The organism is Paracrocinitomix mangrovi, from assembly GCF_019740355.2.
GTDB classification, from domain to species: domain Bacteria; phylum Bacteroidota; class Bacteroidia; order Flavobacteriales_D; family Crocinitomicaceae; genus Paracrocinitomix; species Paracrocinitomix mangrovi.
Genome location: NZ_CP091819.1, coordinates 361,269 through 384,162 on the forward strand (window position 1 = coordinate 361,269; position 22,894 = coordinate 384,162).

Sequence of the window (22,894 nt, forward strand, 5' to 3'; positions counted from 1 at the left end):
TTTAGGACGAATAACTATAAATATTTGGCTTGCAAAGATAGGAGATATGATTGACTTTACGAACAAGATTTATGAAGGAAGCGAAGGAAGATTGTCACTATTTGATTGTGAAATACCTGAAAACGCAAAAGCTGTGATTCTTTTTATTCACGGATACAAAGGGTATAAAGATTGGGGTGCCTGGAATTTGATGCAAAAATCTTTTGTAGATAATGGATTTGGTTTTGTCAAGTTTAATCTTTCTCACAATGGTGGTACAGTTGATGAACCCATTGATTTTCCTGACCTTGATGCCTTTGGGCATAATACATACAGTAAAGAATTATATGATATAAAAGTGATGGTGAATGAAACGTATAGAATGATTCATCAAGAACTGGAGTTGGATATCCCTCTTTATTTGTTAGGTCATAGTAGAGGTGGAGGAGATGCTGTTTTGTATGCTTCAACTGATAATAGGGTGGCCAAAGTTGTTTCCTTAGCAGGGATTTCTGACATTGCCTCAAGATTTCCGAAGGGTGATGAATTGTTAGATTGGGAAAGAGAAGGAGTAAGGTATGTTCTCAACGGTAGAACGCATCAGGAGATGCCACATTTTTATGAGTTTTATACTGACTTTATTGCCCATCAAAGTGAGTTAGATATTCAAAAGGCTGCAGAAAACTTGAAAGTCCCTTTTTTACAAATACATGGTGATATGGATGAAGCTGTTTCAATCTCAGAAGGACTTTCGTTAGCTAATTGGACAGATACTCGTGTTCATATTATAAAAGGTGGAGGGCATACTTTTGGTATGCAACAACCCTGGGAAAAGGATAGTTTACCTGATGAAATGTATGAAGTAATACAGGCAGCTTTGGAATTTTTTAATAGTTAGGTATTTTTTACTTAAACGTTTAGTTTGTGGCATGAAACTTGTTTGATACCGGTCGAACGCAAAAAATAGTTTTATGAAACAATTAATTTATTCAACCTTAGTTGCACTACCACTTATGGCCACTTTAAATAGTTGCAACAAACCAGATTTTACAAATGGAGTATCTACATCAATTGAAGTGAGTGAACCTGGTAGGCAAATAATTCATTCAGGTGAAGAATTGACCAGTTTGACCTATGTTAGTACATCAAATTTTGTGCATGAAGAGAGAGGGAAAGTAGAGGAAGAGGAGTTTAAAAAAGGATATTCGGTAATGGACTTTACTGTGAATCGAGTATGGGTTTCAACAGTAGAAGTAGTTGACTACAGTCATGTTGATCTTGATCCAAACATCACTGATTTAAGTGATCATTTAGAAAGTTTTGAGTTACAAATTTGGAACAGTAATTTTGAAGGAGAACCTAAGGTGTTAGCAATTGGAACTGCTGAGGGGTATTTGGAATCATCTGATTTAAATTTTTACCAATACACACAACTTTACCCAGACTTTATATTGACTTTGAATGGGAAATATACTTCCCAACCCGGAACAAGGTCACTTTTAATTAATGTTCATATAGGAATTTCGTATGACTATACAGTTAAGAAAATCAAATAGAATTGAAAAGGGGAGAATAATTGCTCCTCTTTTTTTATGAATAATTTGTAAGATTCTATGAGATTTTTTAATAGTTAGCCATGTTCTTCATTAAACCTTCAAAGTAATTACGCATTTGATAATTGCTACAGGTATAATTGTTCATGATCATAGCATATCCCAATCTTCTGCCACTTTTAGTGTGTACATATCCGGCATAAGATTTTACTCTGGTCATAGTTCCACTTTTACCATAAACTCTACCGGAAGCAACAGTTCCCTTACACATGCTGGCCATTGTACCGCGTTTACCAGCTAATGCCATACTGGTTTCTAATCTATCTCCATTACCAGATTTGTACATGTATCCAAGCATTTCAACCAGGAATCTTGCACTTACTGAATTTGATCTTGATAATCCACTTCCATCAGTCATGTTTAAATCAGCAGCACCTATTTTATTACTCCAATAATTCATGCAAATCAAGGCGCCGTTATAAGTTGAGCCATAACCAGATCTTTCCACTGAAATTTGACATAAAATATGTTCAGCAAAAAGGTTGATACTTTGCTGGTTAGTGACATTTATAATTGTTGATAAATAAGGTGATTTATGCACGTGAATTTCCTTTAATTCGGGTTTTTCAAATGGAATATGCTTGTTTAGTTCACGCATGGTAAATACTTTGTAAGCTACATCTATTCCAGATTGCTCAAGCGCATAATCAAATTCTAATCCCATTACAAGTTCAGGGTCTGGGATACTTGCTTTAACTTCAAAATCATCTTTTTGCTTGGGAATTGAGCCTTCTACAAACCATTCGTATGACCAGGGTGCACCATAAACATATGCATTGTCTTTTGAAGAATTAGCTGATGTTACGTTGTTCACTACTTGAATTCCCGGAATATGTGGTGTAATACATGTCAATTCAGTAGAATCTCCCTCGCTTGCACCGGTTTTAAAATGATAGATGCACATATTGTCAAAAATGGTAAGTCCGGCAGGACCTGCGCCATAGTAGTTTCCCATATCTCCCCAAACCCAACCAGAAGGCATTCCCTGGTATTTGTATAGTGATCCATCAGCAATGACGTGTCCATTAATTTTCTTAATGCCTTTAGCCTTTACACTATCAGCCCATTCATATAAAAAATCTCTCTCTTCTCCGTATTTAGTGAAGTACTTAGAACCTAAAGTTGGATCTCCTCCTCCTATAATGTATAAATCTCCATTTAATGTACCTGTAGAGTCAATCTCACCTGAATACATGATTTTAGTCTCAAATCTATATCCACTTCCCAATAACTGAAACGCACTTGCTGTAGTTACTAATTTCATAGTAGAGGCGGAAGGTAAACTCATATTTTTATTGTAATCCGCTAACACCTCACCGGTTTTTAAATCCTTCACAAAAAAACTGAAAGCAGAGTATTTTAACTTGCTAAAAGTCATCATGTTTTCAGCTGAGCTTTGTACTAATGTGTTTGGTCTTTCGTCTGCATTTTGCGCAATTAACACAGATGGAAAGATGAATAACCAAGAAAGAATTGTTAAATACTTCATTTTATAATTGATGAGCTAGAGTTCTACTATTTATATTTGTGTATCAAAATTAGAAACTTTGTGCGGGATAATTGGCATATGGGCAAAAAATAGCGAAGGACAGTCGTCTTTTGGTCAAATGACTAGTGCTCTTAATGTTATGTCTCACCGCGGACCCGATTATCAGGGTATCAAAACATATTCCAAAGTTTGTTTAGGTCATGCCAGGCTTTCAATTATTGATTTGTCTGCAGATGCCAATCAGCCTATGGAAGACAGTACTGGCAGATATAGTCTGATTTTTAACGGAGAAATTTATAATTATCAAGAGCTGAGATCACAGTTAGAATTGGAAGGATGTAGATTCCATACTAATTCAGACACGGAAGTGTTAATGCAATTGCTGCTTACAAAAGGACTTTCAGCTTTAGAAAAGTTGAATGGTTTTTTTGCCTTTGTTTTTTATGACAAGGAAGAGGATAGAATGTTGTTTGCAAGAGATCGTTTTGGGATCAAACCTTTGCTATTTTATGAAGATGATGAGAAGATCATTTTAACTTCTGAACTTTCTCCCTTATTCAAATTTAATATTGATAAAACAATTGATGATGTAGCGCTTAATCAGTATTTTAGGCTGACATATATTCCAGCACCTTCATCTATTCTAAAAAGAGCTTTTAAAGTACTGCCTGGTCAATATGGTATCATAGATCAAGAAGGATTACAATTAAAGAGATATTATAAACTTGAAAGAAAACCCATTGTTCCTCAAGATTTTATTGCCTGTGCAGAAGAATTGAAATCAAGATTGACGATTTCTGTAAAGGATAGAATGATAGCAGATGTTCCCGTAGGAGCATTTTTAAGTGGGGGGGTAGATTCAAGCATAATAGCTGCAGTAGCTAAACATCAAAAAGAAGATTTAAAGACTTTCTCAATTGGGTTTGACCATCCTTATTTTAATGAATCACAATACAGTGATTTAATGGCTAAACATATAGGAACAGATCATCATGAATTTATTGTGGGTAAAAAGGAGTTTCAATCTTATTTTGAACGCTTTTTAGATTCTATTGATGAGCCTTTTGGAGATTCTTCAGCTTTTGCAGTTTACTTTTTAGCGGAACAAACCAAGAAAGAAGTAACTGTCGCATTAAGCGGAGATGGAGCAGATGAATTGTTTGGTGGATATAAAAAGCACCAAGCCGAATATAAAATGCGAAGGGCTAGTTCAAGTAAAAAACGCTCTGTGAAATGGGTTTCGAAAATACTTAAAAACAAAGCTGTTTCAAGATCTGACAAGTTTGGAGATTTTAATAGAAAACTTCAAAAATTCAGTAATGGAATTGGAATGACTCCGGAAGAAAGGTATTTTGAGTGGTGCACATTTGTTGATAAACAAGAAGTGTACGATATGCTTGAGCCTTCTTTTCGAACAGATTTTGATTTAAATATTCCTGACCTCTATGATATGGGAGATTACCTCATTGCAGATCAAAAACTGGTACTTCCTAATGATATGTTGAAAAAGGTAGATATGATGTCAATGGCACATGCATTAGAAGTTAGAACTCCTTTTTTAGATCATAGGGTAGTAGAATACGCTAATTCTGTTCCACTTGAATTTAAGTTAAATCCAAATGCAGGAAAGTTGTTGCTAAAAAAGGCATTTGATAAAGAGGTTCCCAAAGAAATATTATTCAGAGAGAAAAGAGGATTTGAAGTGCCAATTCAAGATTGGTTAGGAGATGAAATTAATGGTATTTTGAATTCAGAATTGTTTTCTGCTAAGTTTTTGGAAGATCAAAATATGTTTGATAAAGAATATATAGGTCAATTGATAAAAGGAATCACCAATAACAATTTTGGGGAACGAATTTACCTGATTTGGTCATTGATCGTTTTTCAAAACTGGTATAAAAAATTTTACTGTTAATGATCAAAATACTTCGTATAATCAATCGGTTTAATTTGGGTGGACCTACTTATAATGCTACTTATCTAACGGCATATTTGCCAGAGCAATACCAAACTAAGCTGATTGGAGGAAGTCATGAAGAACATGAAGGTGCTTCTACATTTATACTTGATGAGCACAAGGTGAAATATGAGATTGTAGATAGCATGCAAAGAGAAATATCCTTTGCCAATGATAAAAAAGCCTTAAAAGAATTAAGACAAATCATCCGAGAATTTAAACCTGACATTGTTCATACACATGCTTCAAAAGCAGGCTTTTTGGGAAGATTGGCTGCAGCCAAAGAAAATGTTCCTATTGTAGTTCATACTTTTCACGGACATGTTTTTCACTCTTATTTTGGTAATCTTAAAACTGGACTTTATAAGAAGTTAGAACGCTATGTAGCAAAAAAGACTGATGTAATAATTGCCATATCAGAAATTCAAAAAAAGGAGCTTTGTGAAATTCATAAAATAGCACCTTGCGGCAAGTTTAGAGTGATTCCCTTGGGTTTTGACTTAGATAGGTTTAGAGAAAACAAAGATAGTAAGAGACTAGCCTTCAGAAACAAGTATGAAATTAAAGATGATGAATTAGCCATTGGTATAATTGGAAGATTAACGGCCATTAAAAATCATTCGTTGTTTATTCAATCTATTAGTGCAAGTTTGACAAGAACAGATAAGAAATTAAAGGTGTTGATTATTGGTGATGGAGAATTAATGAAGGAGATCAAAGAAGAGTGTGCTGAAGTTGAGCAACAAATTGGTAAGCAAATCTTTGTGTTCACCTCTTGGATTAAAAATATTTCGGAAGCTTTACCAGGATTAGATTTGGTATGTTTGTCTTCTAAAAATGAGGGAACACCTGTAAGTTTAATTGAAGCTCAAGCTGCTGGAGTACCTGTAGTGACAACCAACGTAGGTGGTGTTTTAAACGTCGTAGACAATGGAAATACAGGGATTGTCGTTGATGGTTTTGAAGTAAAGGATTATGCTAACGCTTTGTTAGATTTAATTAATAATGAAGAAAAACGTGCGAAAATGTCACAAAATGGCTGGAATCACGTAGAAGAAAAATTCCATTACTTACGTTTGTGCAAGGATATGGATAATTTATATCAAGAATTACTTGAAAAAAAGGGATTAAAAAAATGATTAATTGGGCAAGAAGTATCGGTTTTGTAGGGATCATTCTCTTAATTGGTAGCTGTGGTATTAATAGCAACTGGATGCTAAGAACTCATAAGGATTACGATTTTTCAGACATTGACAGTTTGAATGAAAGTAAGAATGACTATAAAATCGATATCAATGATATTTTACAATTGAGATTTTTTACCAATGATGGGATAAAGGTTTTAGATATTAGTTCAAATGCAACAGGAAATCAAAGTGCTTTATTTAATCCAAATAATTCACTTAACTATGTTATTCAAAATGATTCAATGGTTGAATTACCTGTTGTAGGTCAAGTAAACTTAGTAGGTATGACCATTAGACAGGCAGAGTTGTATCTCGAAGATCAATTTAGGGGGTATTATATAGATCCTTTTGTTCAATTAAGTGTGACAAACAGAAGAGTAGTGGTGTTTCCCGGAAATGGAGGAGAAGCAAAAGTGATTTATCTACAAAACAATAATACAACCTTGTTAGAAGCAATTGCATTGGCCGGAGGAATTACAGAGAGAGGTCGAGCGTCTAAAATTAAGTTGATAAGAAAAAATGCTCAAGGGCAACGAGAAGTTTATAAAATAGATTTGTCTACCATTGAAGGTTTGGCTTATACTGATATAATTGTTCAAGCCAATGATTATATTTATGTAGATCCTGTTCCTGAATTGGGAAGAGAAGTGCTAAAAGAAGTAACACCAATAGTTTCATTAATTTCAAGTGCTGCAGTTATTATTGCGACTATATCAGCATTAACACCATAATATAATAGTGCTAGAGACTGAAAAAAAATCAATAATAGCTTCTAGTTTAAACAAGGAGTTCGATATTAATCTAGCGATTACTGTCTTAAAAAAGAACTTTTTTATTCCTCTGATCATATTATTGCTTGGTTTGGGGATTAGTTTTGTTTATTTGAGATATACAAAACCTGTATATGAGTCAAAAGCAGTAATTCAAAGAAGTACTCAAGATGAAGGAAAACGAATTCTGGATATTGAAGGCTTTGAAAAAGAACAAGAAGTTTCTGAAGACGTTGAATTACTAAAATCAACTTTTTTACTAGAAAAAGCACTAAAGAACTTAAATCTTCAAATATCTTATTTTGCTGAAGGGCAAATTCTTACTGAAGAAAAGTATTTAATGTCTAGTTATCATGTTACCTTATTGGAATTAAGGGATAGTAGTTTGATAGGTAAACCTGTTTTAGTTACAACCAAAGGAAGTGATGTAGTAAATCTAAATTTTACCTCAAGTACAGGAAACCATAGCCTGGACATTAAAGTGGATGAGAAAGTTGAGAACGAATTTTTTAGCTTGTCCTTTAAAATATCAAATCCTGAGCAATTTAGAGTAAATGCTGCTGAAAATAAACTCTATTTTGTGATCAATAATTTTAGTGATCTTACTAGAAGAATGCATCCTAATTTACAGGTGTTTGCATTGAATCCCGAAGCTAAAACTATTCAAATCAATTTTAAATCAAATAACCATAGGCTGAGTAAAGATGTGGTAACATCAATTATCAATACCTTTTTTCAGTATGATTTAGAAAAGAAAAGGCAGAGTTCGGCAAGTATTCTTGACTTTATTGATTCACAGTTGGATACTGTTTTTCTTCAATTAAAAGAGTCAGAATCAGCCATTCAAAATTTTAAAGACAGTAACTCCGTTAATGATCCGGCTTATTTCACGGCAAACATTATGGAGAGAACCAATGAGCTACAAAATCAAATGATGGATGTAGACATTGAATTGGAATTGATAGAGGACATTGAAAACAAAGTGGAGTTGAATGATAGAGTTGAGATTTTTAGAATTATTCCTGCGGTTACAGGAACTGATTATGAAAATCTTTTAGTTGGTGAATTAGAAGAATTACATGAATTTTTAATTGAAAAAGAGGATCTTGTGTACAGAGTTACTGAAGATCATCAAGAAATTCAAAAAATTGATCGTAAGATTAAGTCTCAATCAGAGAACATTTTCAGAATCATTAATACCATAAGAAAACAATTGGAATTTAAGTTAAGCAGTTTACAAGACAGAGTGTTTAAATTGGAAATGGAGCTTTATGGGATTCCTGCAAAAGAAATGGAATTAAGTAGGCTTAACAGAATGTTCTCCTTGAATGAAAAATACTATTCACTTTTAATTGAAAAGAAAACACAATATGCCATTTCAAAAGCAGGGTTTACAATGGATAACATGGTGCTACAAGCCCCTACTGAAGCTGTTTTAATTTCACCTAACCATAGGTTTGTTTATGTTTTATCTGTGGTTCTAACAATTATGTTAAGCATGGTATATCTATTAATTAGATACCTAACGTTTAACGATATTCACGAGCCTGAAGAGCTGAAAAAATTACTACCGGATCAAGTGGGGTTCTTAGGTGTTATTCCTAAAGTAGACACCGAGAATAGGTATTCTACATTAATGGTTCACCTTAAACCGAAGTCAGCATTAGCAGAGAGTTATAGACATATTAGATCTAATTTGCAATTTATTCTAAAGAAGAATGAACCCAATTTAATAGCGGTTTCATCTTCTGTTTCAGGAGAAGGTAAAACGTTCGTAACTGTTAATCTTGCAGGAATTATCGCTATGTCGGGTAAAAAGGTATTAGTGATTGATTTGGATTTAAGAAAACCTAAAGTGCATGAAGCTTTTAATGCAGATAACAAGTTAGGAATGAGTTCTGTTTTGGTAAAATCTGAAAACTGGAAGGATTGTGTGCAAAAAAGTGAAATTGAAGGATTAGATTTTATTACAGCCGGTCCTATCCCCCCAAACCCATCTGAATTAATTATTGGAGGATATTTAGATAGTTTATTGGTTGAATTCAAAAAGGAATATGATTTTGTAATCGTAGATAATCCTCCTGTTGGAATAGTATCTGATGGTTTGTATGTAATGAAAGATGCTGATTGCCCTATTTACATGTTTAGAGCTAATTATTCCAAAAGATATTACGCCAGAAGAGTTGAAGAACTTGTCTATAATAAGCAATTAAATAAGTTGTTTGTTATTCTCAATGGTATGGAATCGGGAGTAAGAGGGTATGGCTATGGTTATGGCTATGGTGGAGATTATTATTCTGATGATATTAAAAAGAAAAAGGTTTGGCAATTTTGGAAAAAATAACATCTGATGGAAGTAATTAAATATCGAATTGAAGGACTTATAGCCTTTAAACCAAGAATATTTACAGATGATAGAGGTTATTTTTTTGAGTCATTCAACGAAAAAATAATGCGCGAACATATAGGTGATTTTAATTTCGTACAGGATAATCAATCATCTTCTCATAAAAATGTTCTTAGAGGTTTACACTTTCAAAAACCTCCTTATGATCAAGGTAAATTGGTTCGTGTAATTTCCGGCGAAGTACTAGATGTTGCCGTGGATATTAGAAAAAATTCTCCCACCTATGGGCAATACGAAAAAGTCTTGTTAACTGGAGAAAACAATGTCATGTTTTGGATTCCACCAGGATTTGCTCATGGCTTTTTGTCTCTTAAAGATGATTCAATTTTCTCATACAAATGCACCAATTTCTATAATAAAGAAAGTGAAGATGCAATTATTTGGAATGATCCAGAAATTGGGATAGACTGGGAAGTAGAATATCCTTTAGTTTCAGAAAAAGATGATGAAGCAAAAACTTTAAAAGAATTTGAAAGCCCTTTTATATTGTGAAAGATAGTTTCGAATCTATAATAAATCTAACCGGCTTTTTTGGTGGTGCCTTTTTAGTATCTGTTTTAATTAACAGATTCCTATTAAAGTTTGCCAAAAGTCTTGGAATCAGAAACAAAAATGACCTTACTATTCGTTGGAGTAATGAGTCAAAACCTTCTTTGGGCGGAATCAGCTTTTACATGACTTTTTTGTTAGGGTTTATGATTTACGCCATTGTTTTTGGTGAAGATGACGTATTTAGAAATGAAAAATTACTCGGCTTATTTTTCACGATAAATATCGGATTCTTACTCGGTTTATCTGATGATGCCTATGATACGAAACCTATCATCAAATTGCTTTCTCAAATTCTATGCGGAGTTATATTGGTTTCTACAGACAGTGGCATTCAATTATTTAATCAAGAATGGTTGAACATTACCATAACAGTACTTTGGGTAGTTGGTATAATGAATTCAATAAATATGCTGGATAATATGGATGGAATAACCACCATTGCTTCCATTTTTATCATCCTGATCATCATTGGAATTTCACTGCCATTTAAACTGATGAATAATGTTGATTTATTTCTGTTGATCACCACTCTTGGTGCTTTAAGTGGATTTTTACTGTTTAATTGGAATCCTTCAAAGATGTTCATGGGAGACACGGGATCTCAGTTTTTGGGAATGTTCTTGGCTTATTTTTCAATAAAGTTTTTGTGGAATGCAGGAATTGAAGAGGGTTCTTATAGTGTCTTTTCAAATCTTTCACTTGTTTTGATTGCTTTCTCTGTACCAATTATGGATACCACTTTTGTAACCATAAGAAGACTCAGAAAGGGCAAATCGCCTATGGTGGGTGGTAAAGATCATACTACGCATACGCTTTCTTACCGTGGTTTAACGGATAGGCAAGTAGGTTATGTTTTTATTATTCTAGGAATTGTATCGAGCTTGTTGGCATACAATGTTGCAAATTTTATTCCTCATGGTTCTCTAAGCCTTATTCTGATTTGGGTTTACGTGCTAATGCTATTGATAATATTCTTCAGTATTGCAAAAAAGCATAGCAAGGATGAAGATTAGTGATTAAATTTGACTGATAATTGCTAAATTCAATACCCCTTAATCAGTCAATGTCAACAGAAATATCTCAAGAAGAATATATTGAAATCTACGGTGCTAAGGAACATAACCTTAAAAACGTTGATTTAAAAATCCCAAGAAACAAGCTGGTTGTTTTTACCGGACTCTCAGGTAGTGGAAAGTCTTCACTGGCTTTTGATACCATATTTGCTGAAGGTCAAAGAAGGTACATTGAAACATTTTCGGCCTATGCCAGACAATTTCTGGGCGGATTAGAGCGACCTCATGTTGATGAGATTTTAGGTTTGAGTCCTGTAATTTCAATTGAGCAAAAAACAGTGAACCGCTCTCCAAGGTCAACGGTTGGGACAGTAACTGAGGTTTATGATTTTATGAGATTATTGTATGCAAGGGTTGCAGATGCTTATTCATACAATACAGGCGAAAAAATGGTGAAGTACACCGATCAACAAATTATCGATTTAATTATTGAAAAATTTGAAGGTCAAAAAATTGTTGTGCTTTCGCCCAAAGTAAAAGGACGTAAGGGGCATTACAGAGAACTTTTTGAACAAACAGCAAAGCTTGGTTATTCTAAGGTTCGTGTTGATGGTGAGATTAAAGATATAGTTTCCGGAATGAAGCTGGATCGATATAAAATCCATGATATTGAGATTGTTATAGACAGAATCCAGGTAAGTGAGGAAAATAAAAACCGCGTAACGCAGGCTGTACAATCTGCATTGAAATATGGACAGGATGTAATGATGGTTGAAGACTTTGATACGCATGAAGTAAGTCAATTCAGCCGTTTTTTAATGTGTCCAACTACAGGCATATCTTATGCAGAACCTGAACCAAATTTGTTTTCTTTCAACTCACCATACGGAGCGTGCAAAAAGTGTAATGGAATTGGAACAGTTTCAGAGGTTAACCTTAAAAAAGTGATTCCTGATGATAAGCTAAGTATCAAGCAAGGTGCAATTGAACCATTAGGAAAACTTGGGAATAACTGGATTTCATCAAAGATTGAATTCATTTTAGAAGCTTATGGCTTTAGCATAAAAGATCCTGTTAAAGAAATTGATGAGGAAATTATCAATAAGATTTTATACGGTTTTGAGGAGGTGATGGAAATAGATGGTTTAAATAAGAATTTCTCTTTTGAAGGAATAACTTCTTATTTGTCAAGACAGTTTGAAGACTCTCCTTCACCTGCTGTTAGAAGATGGGTAGAGAATTTTATGAACCAAATAGTTTGTGATGAATGTAATGGTTCCAGGTTGAAAAAAGAAGCGGATTATTTTAAGATAAATGACAAAAATATTGGCGAATTAGCGTCATTGGATTTAGCGTCATTATCAGATTGGTTCAAGGATTTAGATAAACATCTTACTGAAAAACAACTTAAAATAGGACGCGAAATATTAAAGGAAATCAACAACCGCATGCAGTTTTTAATGGATGTAGGTTTGCATTACTTGGCTTTAAACAGATCGTCAAAATCACTCTCAGGTGGTGAAGCGCAAAGAATTCGTTTGGCAACTCAAATAGGATCTGAACTAGTTAATGTGCTATATATTTTGGATGAACCAAGTATTGGACTACATCAAAGAGATAACACCAGGTTAATTAATTCCTTAAAAAAATTAAGGGATGCAGGTAATTCTGTTATTGTAGTCGAGCACGACAAGGAAATGATGGAAGAATCTGACTTTATTGTAGATATTGGTCCTAAAGCCGGTTTGCATGGTGGAGAAATTGTTCAGGCTTGTACAGTTGATGAAATGTTAAGCGGAAACAGTACTACAGCAGCATACCTTAAAGGAGATAAGAAAATTGAAATTCCGGATAAAAGGAGAAAAGGAAATGGTGAATACCTTGAATTGATTGGAGCGAATGGACATAATCTTAAAAACATCAATGTAAAATTCCCATTAGGTAAATTTATCTGCGTTACTGGAGTTTCTGGGTCAGGTAAATCAACTTTGGTGAATCACACTTTATATCCAATATTAAATAAGCACATTTATAAAGGTGTTAAAAAACCTTTGGAATACAGTAAAATAAATGGTTTAGAGCATATTGATAAAGTGATAGATATTGATCAATCACCTATAGGAAGAACACCAAGATCAAATCCTGCTACATACACAGGAGTATTTTCTGATATCAGAAATTTATTTGCCAATACAAACGAAGCAAAAATTAGGGGGTATAAAGCAGGAAGGTTTAGTTTCAACGTAAAAGGCGGAAGATGCGAAACCTGCAAAGGTGGTGGATTACGCATGATAGAAATGAATTTTTTACCTGACGTTTATGTTGAATGTGAAGAGTGTCAAGGAAAAAGATATAATCGCGAAACGCTAGAGGTAAGGTTTAAAGGAAAAAATATCAATGATGTTTTAGAGATGACCATTGAAGATGCGGCTGAATTCTTTGAAAGTATTCCAAAAATCAGAAGAAGATTAGAGACTTTGAACTCGGTGGGAATGGGATATGTCAAGCTTGGACAACCTTCTACAACCTTGTCTGGAGGAGAAGCACAACGCATTAAGTTAGCTACTGAATTGTCTAAAAAAAGTACAGGAAAAACCTTCTTTATTTTGGATGAACCTTCAACAGGTTTGCATTTTGATGATATCCGAATGTTGTTAAATGTGCTGCAGAGATTAGTAGATGAAGGAAATACAGTTCTAGTTATTGAACACAATTTGGATATTGTAAAAGTAGCCGATCACATCATTGATATAGGACCAGATGGAGGTGTAAATGGCGGAGAAGTAGTAGGAGAGGGCAGTCCTGAAGAATTTGTCAAAAAGTTTGAAACTGAAACTGCTCGCTATTTGATAAAAGAATTAGAATAACTCCTTTTTTAATCTTTCATTAATAGCAAAAGCCATTTTAACTGCGGCATCCGGATTTTTTCTAAACCAAAGTTCCGGTTCAATCATTTCCAGTTCAGATACAGCTAATTGCCCATTGTTATCCCAAATTACATCAATTCTTGCATAAAGCGGTGTAGGTGAAATGGATTTAACTACAGATTCTGCAAATGTAATTTCGTCTTCATTGGCAGTGTAATCATGGATTGTTCCTCCAAAATCATCTTGAACTCTATAATCTCCTGCTTTAGCTAATTTGTGCACAGAATGGGTATAATCTCCATTAATGACTACATGGCTTACTTCTCCTTTATCTGTTATCGATTCTTGATATGGCTGTAAAATCATTGATTCCTCTGAAATTATTTTTCTAAAAAAGGCTTCAAATTTTTCTCCATCTCCTTTGCTGATGTCCAGTTTCTCAGTATGTCTAGCTGCTCCTGAAACACAAGGTTTTATTACTGTTTTGGTCCAAGCTGTTGCTTTGTGAATATCAAGTAGAGAACGTTTATCTCCCTTTTCAATGTAATATGATTCAACAATATTGACCCCGCTCTGTTTTAATTCACCCAAATAGTGTTTGTCAACATTCCATTTAATTTGATTTATTGGATTAAAGAATATAGTTTTTCCCTCCACATTCCGAAGAAATTCAGTGAATTCATCATATCGGTGAAAATAATCCCAAATAGTCCTAAAAATTGCTGCATCAAATGATTCCCAATCAATTGAATTATCTGACCAATCAACCTTTATAACCTTATGTCCTAAATTTTCTAAAGCGGCTTGTACCAAACCATCTTCATCCAATACTTGTTGAACATACCAATCTATATCTATTGGTTGTAGGTACTTTTGCTCGGTTAACAATGCAATTTTTGCCATATTAAAAATTAAAACTCAAAGTATTTTTAAATACGTAATTGGTTTTTCTCACTTCCGGAATGTCTCTTGAATCATGAACAAGTGAGTAAACAACTTTAAAACTTAAATACTTGTTGATTTTAAATCTAAGATAAGTTTCATTGGCAAATCTATAGTTTCCAAAATCTACCATTTTAGGTTGAAAGTAGCTGATCGTATTCATACCTATGTTTTCACTGAATTGACCATCAAATGAAAGATAGCTGGTAGATAAGATATCTCTGGAATTACCAAAATCTATCAATTCTTCATATTCTCCCATAAAGCCTGTTCCAAAGCTCAGGTTATAATTTTTTTGATCAATCAATTTAAATCTAAAACCTGTTCCAAATAACAAACGTAGATTGATTTTTTGAATTTTGTTAAATTGACCTTGCTGAAATACTTCGTAAATGATGCGACCACTGTCCTTTAGAGTGTAATTGTATCTCACATGCTCATATCCACGGTTGATAAAACTATCATCATCTGATTTTACAAAGGCATGATCTGTAAGGATAAAAGCATGATGTTTTAATTTAGTGTATCCCAATCGCAATTTATCTCCCAATTGCAAAAGCTGTTTGGTATTCATAGTGAAATTTAAATTCAAATCTACGCTACCATGAAAACCTTGCTTGTCACCGTCAAGCCTTTTGTTTTCAATGTTTACAATTTGACCGAATACGGTAGTGGCTGAAAATAAAATAGTAATTAATAGAAACCTCATGCACAAAATTTTGGGCAAAGGTAACCACTCAGTATTTTATTCAAAAAGTTCTAGAGATTAAAATCTTCTTAACCATTTCATGGCTTCACCCACAGTGTCAAAAACTTCAATGGGATGCTCAGTTAGAATAATGGCTTTAGCGCCTTTAAGATATTCTCTGGTTTGAGCTGAAGGTGAGACAAAAGCTTCCGCCGTTTTTCTTCTGATACGACGGAAGATTCCACCTTCACTTAAGTTTTTAGAAATATTGATATCACCTTTAAACTCCACAAGTAACTTAAGATCTTTCAAATCTTCATGACCGTGCAGCTTTGTATAAACATCTCGAATATCTTCAAGGTGTTTATTGTTTAAAAGACAATTGTCTTCGTATACAGTGTGAATTAAGTTTTTTTCTAGCAGAGAAATCTCTGCTGAGTCAAATTTTACAGATGACATTAATTAAGTAGTGTGTATGGGTTATTTATTTTTTCAATTAAGCGTTCACACCTAAAATCTCCGCCATAGTTTTACCTATATCTGCAGGAGAATCCACCACACTAATTCCATGCTCTCTCAAAATTCGTTTTTTCGCTTCAGCAGTATCGTCTTCACCACCAACAATTGCACCGGCGTGTCCCATTGTTCTACCTTTAGGAGCGGTAACTCCGGCAATAAATGCAACAACTGGTTTAGTTCCGTTTTCTGCAATCCAAGCTCCAGCTTGTGCTTCTAAATTCCCTCCAATCTCACCAATCATAACAATACCGTGAGTTTCTGGGTCATTCATTAACAATTGTACAGCTTCTTTAGTTGTTGTTCCGATAATTGGATCACCTCCAATACCGATAGCAGTAGTAATTCCTAATCCTGCTTTTACAACTTGATCAGCTGCTTCATATGTCAAAGTACCTGATTTAGAAACGATACCTACATTTCCTTTTTTGAAAATAAATCCTGGCATGATACCAACTTTAGCTTCATCAGCAGTGATAACACCTGGACAGTTAGGACCAACCAAAGTACAATCGAAACTTTTGATGTATTCTTTTGCTTTGATCATGTCTTTAACCGGAATTCCTTCTGTAATAGCAATGATTACTTTAATTCCTGCATCAGCCGCTTCCATAATTGCATCTGCAGCGAAAGCAGGCGGAACAAAAATAATAGTCACGTCAGCTCCTGTTTTTGCAACAGCTTCTGAAACTGTATTAAAAACTGGACGATCTAAATGAGATTGACCTCCTTTTCCAGGAGTAACACCACCAACAACGTTGGTTCCATATTCGATCATTTGACCAGCGTGAAAAGTACCTTCACTTCCTGTAAATCCTTGAACTATAACTTTGGAATCTTTATTTACGAGTACCGACATAGAATTTGATTTGTTTTTTGACTGCTCAAAAATAGCCTTTTGATTTATTAAAACAAAGCCAAAATCAAATAACATTTATAAATCTTTGTAATATCTTTAAAATTCAAAACCAAAACAAGATGAAGTTTCAAAATCCGGATGATACAATTTGCGCTATAAGTACTGCTCAGGGAGTGGGTGCAATTGCTGTTATTCGCCTTTCGGGAAAGAAAACCTTTGATATTATCTATCAGATATTTTCTAAAAACCCACATGATTTGTCAACTCATACTGCACATTTTGGGACAATTAAAAAGGATGATCAGATTTTAGATGAAGTTGTGGTAACGATTTTTAAAAATCCACATTCATTTACCGGAGAAGATATTGCAGAAATTGCATGTCATGGATCAACCTTTATACAATCAGAAATATTACAACTTTTAATAGATAAAGGAGCGAGACTTGCCGGAGCGGGAGAATTTTCTTTACGTGCATTTTTGAATGGTAAAATGGACTTGTCGCAAACAGAGGCAATTGCTGACCTGATCGCTTCAACATCTGCTGCCGCACACAAAGTAGCAATGAATCAGATGCGAGGTGGATTTTCTTCTGAGATTTCAGAATTGCGTCAAGAGTTAATGAACTTTGCCTCATTAATTGAGTTAGAATTGGATTTTTCTCAGGAGGATGTTGAATTTGCAGATAGAACGCAGTTGGTAGAGCTATTGAGTAAGATTAAAAAAAGACTAACATCATTAGTTGATTCATTTAAATACGGAAATGTCATTAAAAACGGTGTTCCTGTAGCTATTATCGGTGCGCCCAATGCAGGTAAATCAACTTTGTTGAATAAGCTACTGAATGAAGACAGGGCTATTGTGAGTGAAGTAGCAGGAACTACCAGAGATGTGATTGAAGATACAATTACTATTGAAGGAATTGAATTTAGGTTTATAGATACTGCCGGAATAAGAGATACTAAGGATTTAATTGAAAGTGAAGGAATCCGCAAAGCTTTTGATAAAATTAAAACTGCCTCAATTATATTGTTAATGTTTGATTTGGAAGGGTTTAAGGATCAAGAGATTATAGACCAAATCAGTATGTTTGAAAAAAATAGTGTAAGAGAAGATCAAGAGCTTATTTGTCTTTTCAATAAATCTGACAAAGTAAAAGTAGAGGACAGGGTAAACTTGAAAGACGTTGGTTTATTTATTTCTGCCAGAAATGGAGAAGAAATTAATCAATTAAAAAATGTATTGGTTGACCGTGTAAAACTCACGAATAACGAAAGTAATAGTGTGGTAACCAATGTACGTCACTATGAAATTTTAAATCGTTGTTTAAATGGTATTGATAAAGTAGAGGAGGATTTAAACAATGATATTCCGGGTGATTTATTAGCCATGGACATCAGAGATGTATTAAATAACCTTGGTGAAATTACAGGTGAGGTTACTTCTGATGATCTGTTAGGAAATATCTTTGCTAATTTTTGTATTGGGAAATAAGGCGAATTTCTGCTTGTAAAGCTAAATCAATAAAAGTATAACAAAGTCAAGTGTGATGGGCGTTTCTGTGCGCCCATTGTTAATTTCTTTTTCTGTTTTTTTCCTTTTCTGGAGGTAGTTTTGTTACCCAGTTGTTACTCAAAATGAGAATTGCTAATAGTAACAAAAATGAAGGGAGACCAGATTTTTGGTGAATCAATATGATACGACATGAAACCAGATGACACAAAATGACCGGTGAATTTAGAGAATTACAAGTAACAAATAAGTAACAAATTTATGAAATCAGTGATCGGATTTGACCGAATTTGTGAGTGGTGTGGAAAGAAGTTTGTTGCTCACAAGTCAACTACCAGATATTGTTGCCTTCCATGCAATCAAAAAGGATATAAACGGGAACAAAGAGAAAAGAAAGCAAGGGAGAATAACGAAAAAGTCAAATTCCAATCTCAGGGAATAGATCCTGAAGAACTAAAGAAGAAAACATATTTAAGTATAAAAGAAACATGTGTTTATCTAGGAATCAGTAGATCTACATTATATAGAAATGTTCGACTAGGATTGTTGCCAGTAATTGGACTAGGAGGGAGAACAATTTTCAAAAGAGAAGATCTAGATAAGTTTCTAGACGATTTATCAACGCTAGATAATAATTAGGATATGAATGTAGTACTTAGAAAGAAAAAATTGAAGGACGGGCGTCAAAGTCTTTACCTTGATATTTATCACAACGGTAACCGAAATTATGAGTTCCTAAAGATGTATTTATTGCCTGAAGAAACGTATGAAAACCGTTTAAAAAACCGTGAGGTACTTGAGCTTGTAGAAAGAATAAAATCGAAACGATTATTGGAGATGCAACACCTCAAATATGGCTTTACACCTGACTTTAAGGCCCGTCTTAATTTTATTCAGTATTTCGAAGATCTGGTAAATAAGAGACTCAAAACAGGTAAAAACTATCAAACATGGAAGATAACCCTCGTTCATCTTAAAGCCTACGCTCCAAATGGACTTACTTTTGATCAGGTAGACGATAAGTGGATGGAGAATTTCAGAGAGTATTTAGAGGAGGGAAGAAGTAATAATTCTGCAGCCTCATACTTCAATGTGGTTAAACATTGCCTTCATCAGGCCGTTAGAGATCGAATTATTGTAGATAATCCTGCAACAAGGGTTAAATCACCTAAGCTAGAAGAAACCAAAAGGGAGTTCCTAACGGCTACAGAACTGACTTTAGCGGCAAAAGCTTATTGTAAAGATCCTGAATTAAAACGAGCGTTTTTATTTTCTTGTTTAACAGGATTAAGATATGTGGATGTAAGGTGTCTAATATGGGAAGATATTAGAGTTGATGCTGATGGTACTGCGACTATTCATTTTACTCAGAAGAAAACGAAAGGAGTTGAGTATTTACCGGTGGAATCGCAAGCGTTAAAATTGATAGGAGAAAGAAAGGAAAACCATGAGAGCGTTTTTAATCTCAATCCTTCATCAAATAAGGGTTCTGTAATAAAGGATTGGATGTTGAATGCCGGAATTCAAAAAAAAATCACTTTTCACTGTGCAAGGCATAGTTATGCTGTTTTGCTGCTTGAAAAGGGGGTAGGAATTTATACCGTAAGTAGATTACTAGGTCATAGAGATATTAAAACAACTATGATCTATGCTAATATTGTTGACAGCACAAAAAGAAAAGCAGTAAATTCGTTAACAGATATTCAAGTATTTTGGGATGAGCAAAAAGAGTAATGAGAATTTAGCAAAATTGGAATCGTTAGTTGAGAAACACATTAATTCTGAGGTTAAGAATACAAATCTGTTTTTTCAACTGGTGGAAATGCTAAATTCAAGAAGAGATCTTCAAGATATATTGAATCAAAGATTGATGTATCATAGGACCGCAGTTGGTTCAGCTGTTCCTGATACTATCATTTTGGAATCATTTAAAAAGTTTGAGAGAGGTCAAACAAAAGAGATTTATGATGCTAGAAAATCCTCAAGTTCAACCATAGATATTATGCTTTGTGAGCGCTGTGTTCAATACTTTGGATTTGTTAATTCTACTGATGGAGGATTGTTAGAAATTACTGATACCTTTCAATGGACTGGAACGGACCCTAAAAGAAGATTAGTTGAAATTGACTATTTATTCTCATTAATTATCCAGCCATACACTTCTGGAAAGACTTTCATTTCTTCATCAACAACAAATCAAGAATTTCGGAATCTACTAAATGGTGGACGGCTAAAGAAGAAAATTCTTTGGAATGAATCTTTAAAACTATTGGTTTATTTTATTGATGTGTTTGCTCCCGAATATTTAGTACTTCCAGAACACATTGAAAAAGTTATTTCAGCTAACGAAGGGAACAAGGAAATGAGTAAACATTTAAATGAAAGTATGGTTGAGTGTTTTAAAACTTCCGATAAAGATGTATTAACTCCAAAAATGATTAATGATGCTCGTTATCAAAACCGTAAACAAAGTCCTTATGGATTTGAAATTATCGATAAAATTCATCAAGAATTGATTAGTTCTCTGACTCGATAACTAACTCGATAACTAGTTATTTCAGTTTTTATTCCTCTATTAAAGTTCAGAAATTTACCTCATGGCAATCAGCCTTGAGGACATAGCAATACAGCTTCAAGAAATATCCGAAGGACAGAATAGGATAGAAGAGACCTTAAGAGGTATTCAGCACCTATATAAAGACATTTTAGATATAGATGAGGCATCAGCATATACTGGTCTAAAAAAGAGCTATCTGTATAAGCTTTGTTCAGAAAGGAAGATTCCACATTATAAGAATTCAGGTAAAATGCTTCGTTTTAAGAAAAGTGACCTGTCAGAGTATCAATTGCGAAATAAGGTTAAATCCATCTACGAATTGGAGGACGAAGCTATTAATCATTTAAAGTATTGAGTTATGAGATCCTATAATAAAGAAGATTTCAATGGGAAATGGTGTAATGAAACGTATTGTGATTTCTGTAATAGAAAGTATTATAAGAATACCTATCTAGGTAAATTTTGTTGTGAAGAATGTAAGAATGGTCAGAATAACATGAAACGTTTTAACCACACTCAGGAATTCATAGAACTAAAAATGCCGACTAGTGTTTGGTGGTTGGTTAAGGCCAAAGAAAGTCTTACGAAATATTTTAATGTTGATACCCCATCTGAATTAAGAAAGATTGATATTGAAGAGTTATCAAGCGATATTATTCACAAGGCAATCAATGTTCTAAAAACGGATAAGTTTGAACGTTTATCTATTTATGATAAGGAACAAATTCTTGGCTTAATAATTAATACCAGGTATAATTATTATGGCGAAGACATAGAAAATATGTGCTATGTGTAATAGGTTTAAACCGAATAATCCACTTAATTAGATAAAACGAATTAAACTGTCTAAGCCGATTATATGGCTTACCCTGCTTAAACGGTATAAACCAGTTATACTTTCTTAATAGTATATCGAAAAAAATACCCAGGTATTTTTCCTGGGTATATCTTTTTATCATTTGTTTTCTAGAATTTTAATATCCTTCTTTATTTCAGGATCATTGACTTGGTTTTTATGTTTTATCACCACTATTTTAAAAGTGTCTATCCAAGGAAATGAAGGTTGAGATTGATCTGAGTCTGCCCACCAAATAGTCACATTTCCTACCGTGTAAACAAATGAAATTGTTGTTGAATAAGAACTAGATTGGTAGATAGTAAATGGCATCAACTCATAGGTGTTATTTGCTGTTAAAGCGTAAACTAACACTGCCCCGACATCAACAACGTCCTGCGTAATGTCAGGAACATTGAATGTCGTGTAATAGTTGTACCCGGACAATTGCCAGTTGGCAGTACCGGTGCCAACATAAACATTGTCAGAAGGATAGACACAACTACCATCATCTATGTTGGCAAAAGCTGAATAATTGTCTGCATTTTCATCCATGCAGCCATAAATGTCTTTTTTACAAGAAGCGATAATTGTGGCTCCTGCAATCATTGAGAGAAACAAAACTTTTGTTTTCATACTTAATTGTTTTGTACTTCCCAGTTCCAAGAAAGTGTTTGGCAAAAAAAAGAGCGTGGAACTGAAGCTCATCCATTGTTGAGGTATCGCCAGACACCCTTCCCACAAACAAACAACAGCCCACGCCGTAACGTGAGCGGAAGTCTATTAATCTCGTGGGAATTAAAAACTGGCGATTTTCAACAACAAGAATTAATAGCTTACGCTACAATAATATTTTCGGAATAAAGATAGGGAATTGTATCGAGAGATATATGTTCACGTCAGTATTGAGTATTTCTCTATCCCAATTCTAGCGAATTGATTGTTATTTGATACTCTAAAATGTGGAGTTAAGGACTTTTTAAGTATTTTTTCGAATGCTATTGACTTTTGCATTAACATCAACTACCTCTTGAATTCGTTTTTGTTTAAATTCCTGTGTAGGATAATTTTGATATTCTTCAAATTTTAACTTTGAATATTTCAATGATTCTGATATCATTTGCCAATCTGATTTTGTTAGCTTTTCCATGT

Annotated in this window: 22 protein-coding genes; 15 read left to right on the plus strand and 7 right to left on the minus strand. The window is 34.0% G+C overall.

The genetic code is table 11. The features are described 5' to 3' along the window. The first annotated feature begins 46 nt into the window (after window positions 1-46). Window positions 47-877: an alpha/beta hydrolase family protein gene (locus K6119_RS01615; RefSeq protein ID WP_221834215.1), complete on the plus strand. Its 831-nt coding sequence runs from the start codon at window positions 47-49 to the stop codon at window positions 875-877. 73 nt (window positions 878-950) lie between these two features. Next, window positions 951-1,535 (plus strand): hypothetical protein, encoded by a 585-nt coding sequence (locus K6119_RS01620; protein ID WP_221834214.1) that lies wholly within the window; start codon window positions 951-953, stop codon window positions 1,533-1,535. 67 nt (window positions 1,536-1,602) lie between these two features. Here K6119_RS01620 and dacB read toward each other — a convergent pair whose 3' ends face one another. Further along, window positions 1,603-3,081 carry a D-alanyl-D-alanine carboxypeptidase/D-alanyl-D-alanine endopeptidase gene (gene dacB, locus K6119_RS01625; RefSeq protein WP_221834213.1) on the minus strand — a complete coding sequence of 493 codons (1,479 nt, stop codon included), beginning with the start codon at window positions 3,079-3,081 and terminating at the stop codon, window positions 1,603-1,605. Between the two features lie 58 nt (window positions 3,082-3,139). Here dacB and asnB point away from each other — a divergent pair, with 58 nt between their 5' ends. Genes asnB through uvrA form a run of 7 tightly spaced genes read left to right on the plus strand, consistent with a single transcriptional unit; the run spans window position 3,140 to window position 13,834 of the window. Beyond that, window positions 3,140-4,996, plus strand: a complete 1,857-nt coding sequence (gene asnB / locus K6119_RS01630; RefSeq protein ID WP_221834212.1) for an asparagine synthase (glutamine-hydrolyzing) — start codon at window positions 3,140-3,142, stop codon at window positions 4,994-4,996. Then, window positions 4,996-6,177, plus strand: coding sequence for a glycosyltransferase (locus K6119_RS01635; protein WP_221834211.1), 1,182 nt, complete (start codon window positions 4,996-4,998; stop codon window positions 6,175-6,177). The genes asnB and K6119_RS01635 overlap by 1 nt, the downstream gene beginning before the upstream one ends. Beyond that, the gene (locus K6119_RS01640) at window positions 6,174-6,956 is read left to right on the plus strand and encodes a polysaccharide biosynthesis/export family protein (RefSeq protein ID WP_221834210.1); all 783 of its coding nucleotides are present in this window, start codon (window positions 6,174-6,176) and stop codon (window positions 6,954-6,956) included. The genes K6119_RS01635 and K6119_RS01640 overlap by 4 nt, the downstream gene beginning before the upstream one ends. A gap of 7 nt (window positions 6,957-6,963) precedes the next feature. After that, complete coding sequence (locus K6119_RS01645; protein WP_221834209.1) at window positions 6,964-9,339, plus strand: polysaccharide biosynthesis tyrosine autokinase; 2,376 nt, start codon at window positions 6,964-6,966, stop codon at window positions 9,337-9,339. A gap of 6 nt (window positions 9,340-9,345) precedes the next feature. After that, a complete protein-coding gene (gene rfbC, locus K6119_RS01650) occupies window positions 9,346-9,894 on the plus strand; it encodes a dTDP-4-dehydrorhamnose 3,5-epimerase (protein ID WP_221834208.1) in 549 nt (182 codons plus the stop codon). Next, window positions 9,891-10,967 carry an MraY family glycosyltransferase gene (locus tag K6119_RS01655; RefSeq protein WP_221834207.1) on the plus strand — a complete coding sequence of 359 codons (1,077 nt, stop codon included), beginning with the start codon at window positions 9,891-9,893 and terminating at the stop codon, window positions 10,965-10,967. Before rfbC ends, K6119_RS01655 begins: the two co-directional genes overlap by 4 nt. Before the next feature lie 50 nt (window positions 10,968-11,017). Continuing rightward, on the plus strand, window positions 11,018-13,834 hold the full coding sequence (gene uvrA / locus K6119_RS01660; protein WP_221834206.1) for an excinuclease ABC subunit UvrA: 2,817 nt from the start codon (window positions 11,018-11,020) through the stop codon (window positions 13,832-13,834). On the opposite strand, the gene K6119_RS01665 is transcribed toward uvrA, so the two are convergent. Genes K6119_RS01665 through sucD form a run of 4 tightly spaced genes read right to left on the minus strand, consistent with a single transcriptional unit; the run spans window position 13,826 to window position 16,839 of the window. Then, window positions 13,826-14,737, minus strand: coding sequence for an ATP-grasp domain-containing protein (locus K6119_RS01665; RefSeq protein ID WP_221834205.1), 912 nt, complete (start codon window positions 14,735-14,737; stop codon window positions 13,826-13,828). The two genes, uvrA and K6119_RS01665, sit on opposite strands and share 9 nt — an antisense overlap. Window position 14,738: 1 nt before the next feature. Continuing rightward, window positions 14,739-15,485 carry a DUF481 domain-containing protein gene (locus K6119_RS01670; RefSeq protein WP_221834204.1) on the minus strand — a complete coding sequence of 249 codons (747 nt, stop codon included), beginning with the start codon at window positions 15,483-15,485 and terminating at the stop codon, window positions 14,739-14,741. Between the two features lie 57 nt (window positions 15,486-15,542). Further along, the gene (locus K6119_RS01675) at window positions 15,543-15,923 is read right to left on the minus strand and encodes a hypothetical protein (RefSeq protein WP_221834203.1); all 381 of its coding nucleotides are present in this window, start codon (window positions 15,921-15,923) and stop codon (window positions 15,543-15,545) included. A 37-nt stretch (window positions 15,924-15,960) separates the two neighbouring features. After that, window positions 15,961-16,839 carry a succinate--CoA ligase subunit alpha gene (gene sucD / locus K6119_RS01680; protein WP_221834202.1) on the minus strand — a complete coding sequence of 293 codons (879 nt, stop codon included), beginning with the start codon at window positions 16,837-16,839 and terminating at the stop codon, window positions 15,961-15,963. A gap of 119 nt (window positions 16,840-16,958) precedes the next feature. On the opposite strand from sucD, the gene mnmE reads away from it, so the two are divergent. The 6 genes from mnmE to K6119_RS01710 all read left to right on the plus strand — a co-directional run bounded on the left by mnmE (window position 16,959) and on the right by K6119_RS01710 (window position 21,703). Beyond that, window positions 16,959-18,332 (plus strand): tRNA uridine-5-carboxymethylaminomethyl(34) synthesis GTPase MnmE, encoded by a 1,374-nt coding sequence (mnmE, locus tag K6119_RS01685; RefSeq protein ID WP_221834201.1) that lies wholly within the window; start codon window positions 16,959-16,961, stop codon window positions 18,330-18,332. A 279-nt stretch (window positions 18,333-18,611) separates the two neighbouring features. Next, window positions 18,612-18,989 (plus strand): helix-turn-helix domain-containing protein, encoded by a 378-nt coding sequence (locus K6119_RS01690; RefSeq protein WP_221834200.1) that lies wholly within the window; start codon window positions 18,612-18,614, stop codon window positions 18,987-18,989. Window positions 18,990-18,992: 3 nt separating this feature from the next. Then, window positions 18,993-20,084, plus strand: a complete 1,092-nt coding sequence (locus K6119_RS01695) for a site-specific integrase (protein WP_221834199.1) — start codon at window positions 18,993-18,995, stop codon at window positions 20,082-20,084. Then, the gene (locus K6119_RS01700) at window positions 20,068-20,886 is read left to right on the plus strand and encodes a hypothetical protein (RefSeq protein WP_221834198.1); all 819 of its coding nucleotides are present in this window, start codon (window positions 20,068-20,070) and stop codon (window positions 20,884-20,886) included. The genes K6119_RS01695 and K6119_RS01700 overlap by 17 nt, the downstream gene beginning before the upstream one ends. A 61-nt stretch (window positions 20,887-20,947) precedes the next feature. Further along, complete coding sequence (locus tag K6119_RS01705) at window positions 20,948-21,262, plus strand: helix-turn-helix domain-containing protein (RefSeq protein WP_221834197.1); 315 nt, start codon at window positions 20,948-20,950, stop codon at window positions 21,260-21,262. 3 nt (window positions 21,263-21,265) lie between these two features. Continuing rightward, window positions 21,266-21,703: a hypothetical protein gene (locus tag K6119_RS01710; RefSeq protein ID WP_221834196.1), complete on the plus strand. Its 438-nt coding sequence runs from the start codon at window positions 21,266-21,268 to the stop codon at window positions 21,701-21,703. A 159-nt stretch (window positions 21,704-21,862) separates the two neighbouring features. Here K6119_RS01710 and K6119_RS01715 read toward each other — a convergent pair whose 3' ends face one another. Together K6119_RS01715 and K6119_RS01720 are read right to left on the minus strand one after the other, a co-directional pair. Continuing rightward, entirely contained in the window at window positions 21,863-22,378 is a 516-nt protein-coding gene (locus K6119_RS01715; RefSeq protein WP_221834194.1) for a hypothetical protein, read from the minus strand. Between the two features lie 343 nt (window positions 22,379-22,721). Next, window positions 22,722-22,892, minus strand: coding sequence for a hypothetical protein (locus K6119_RS01720; RefSeq protein WP_221834192.1), 171 nt, complete (start codon window positions 22,890-22,892; stop codon window positions 22,722-22,724). Window positions 22,893-22,894 lie beyond the last annotated feature (2 nt).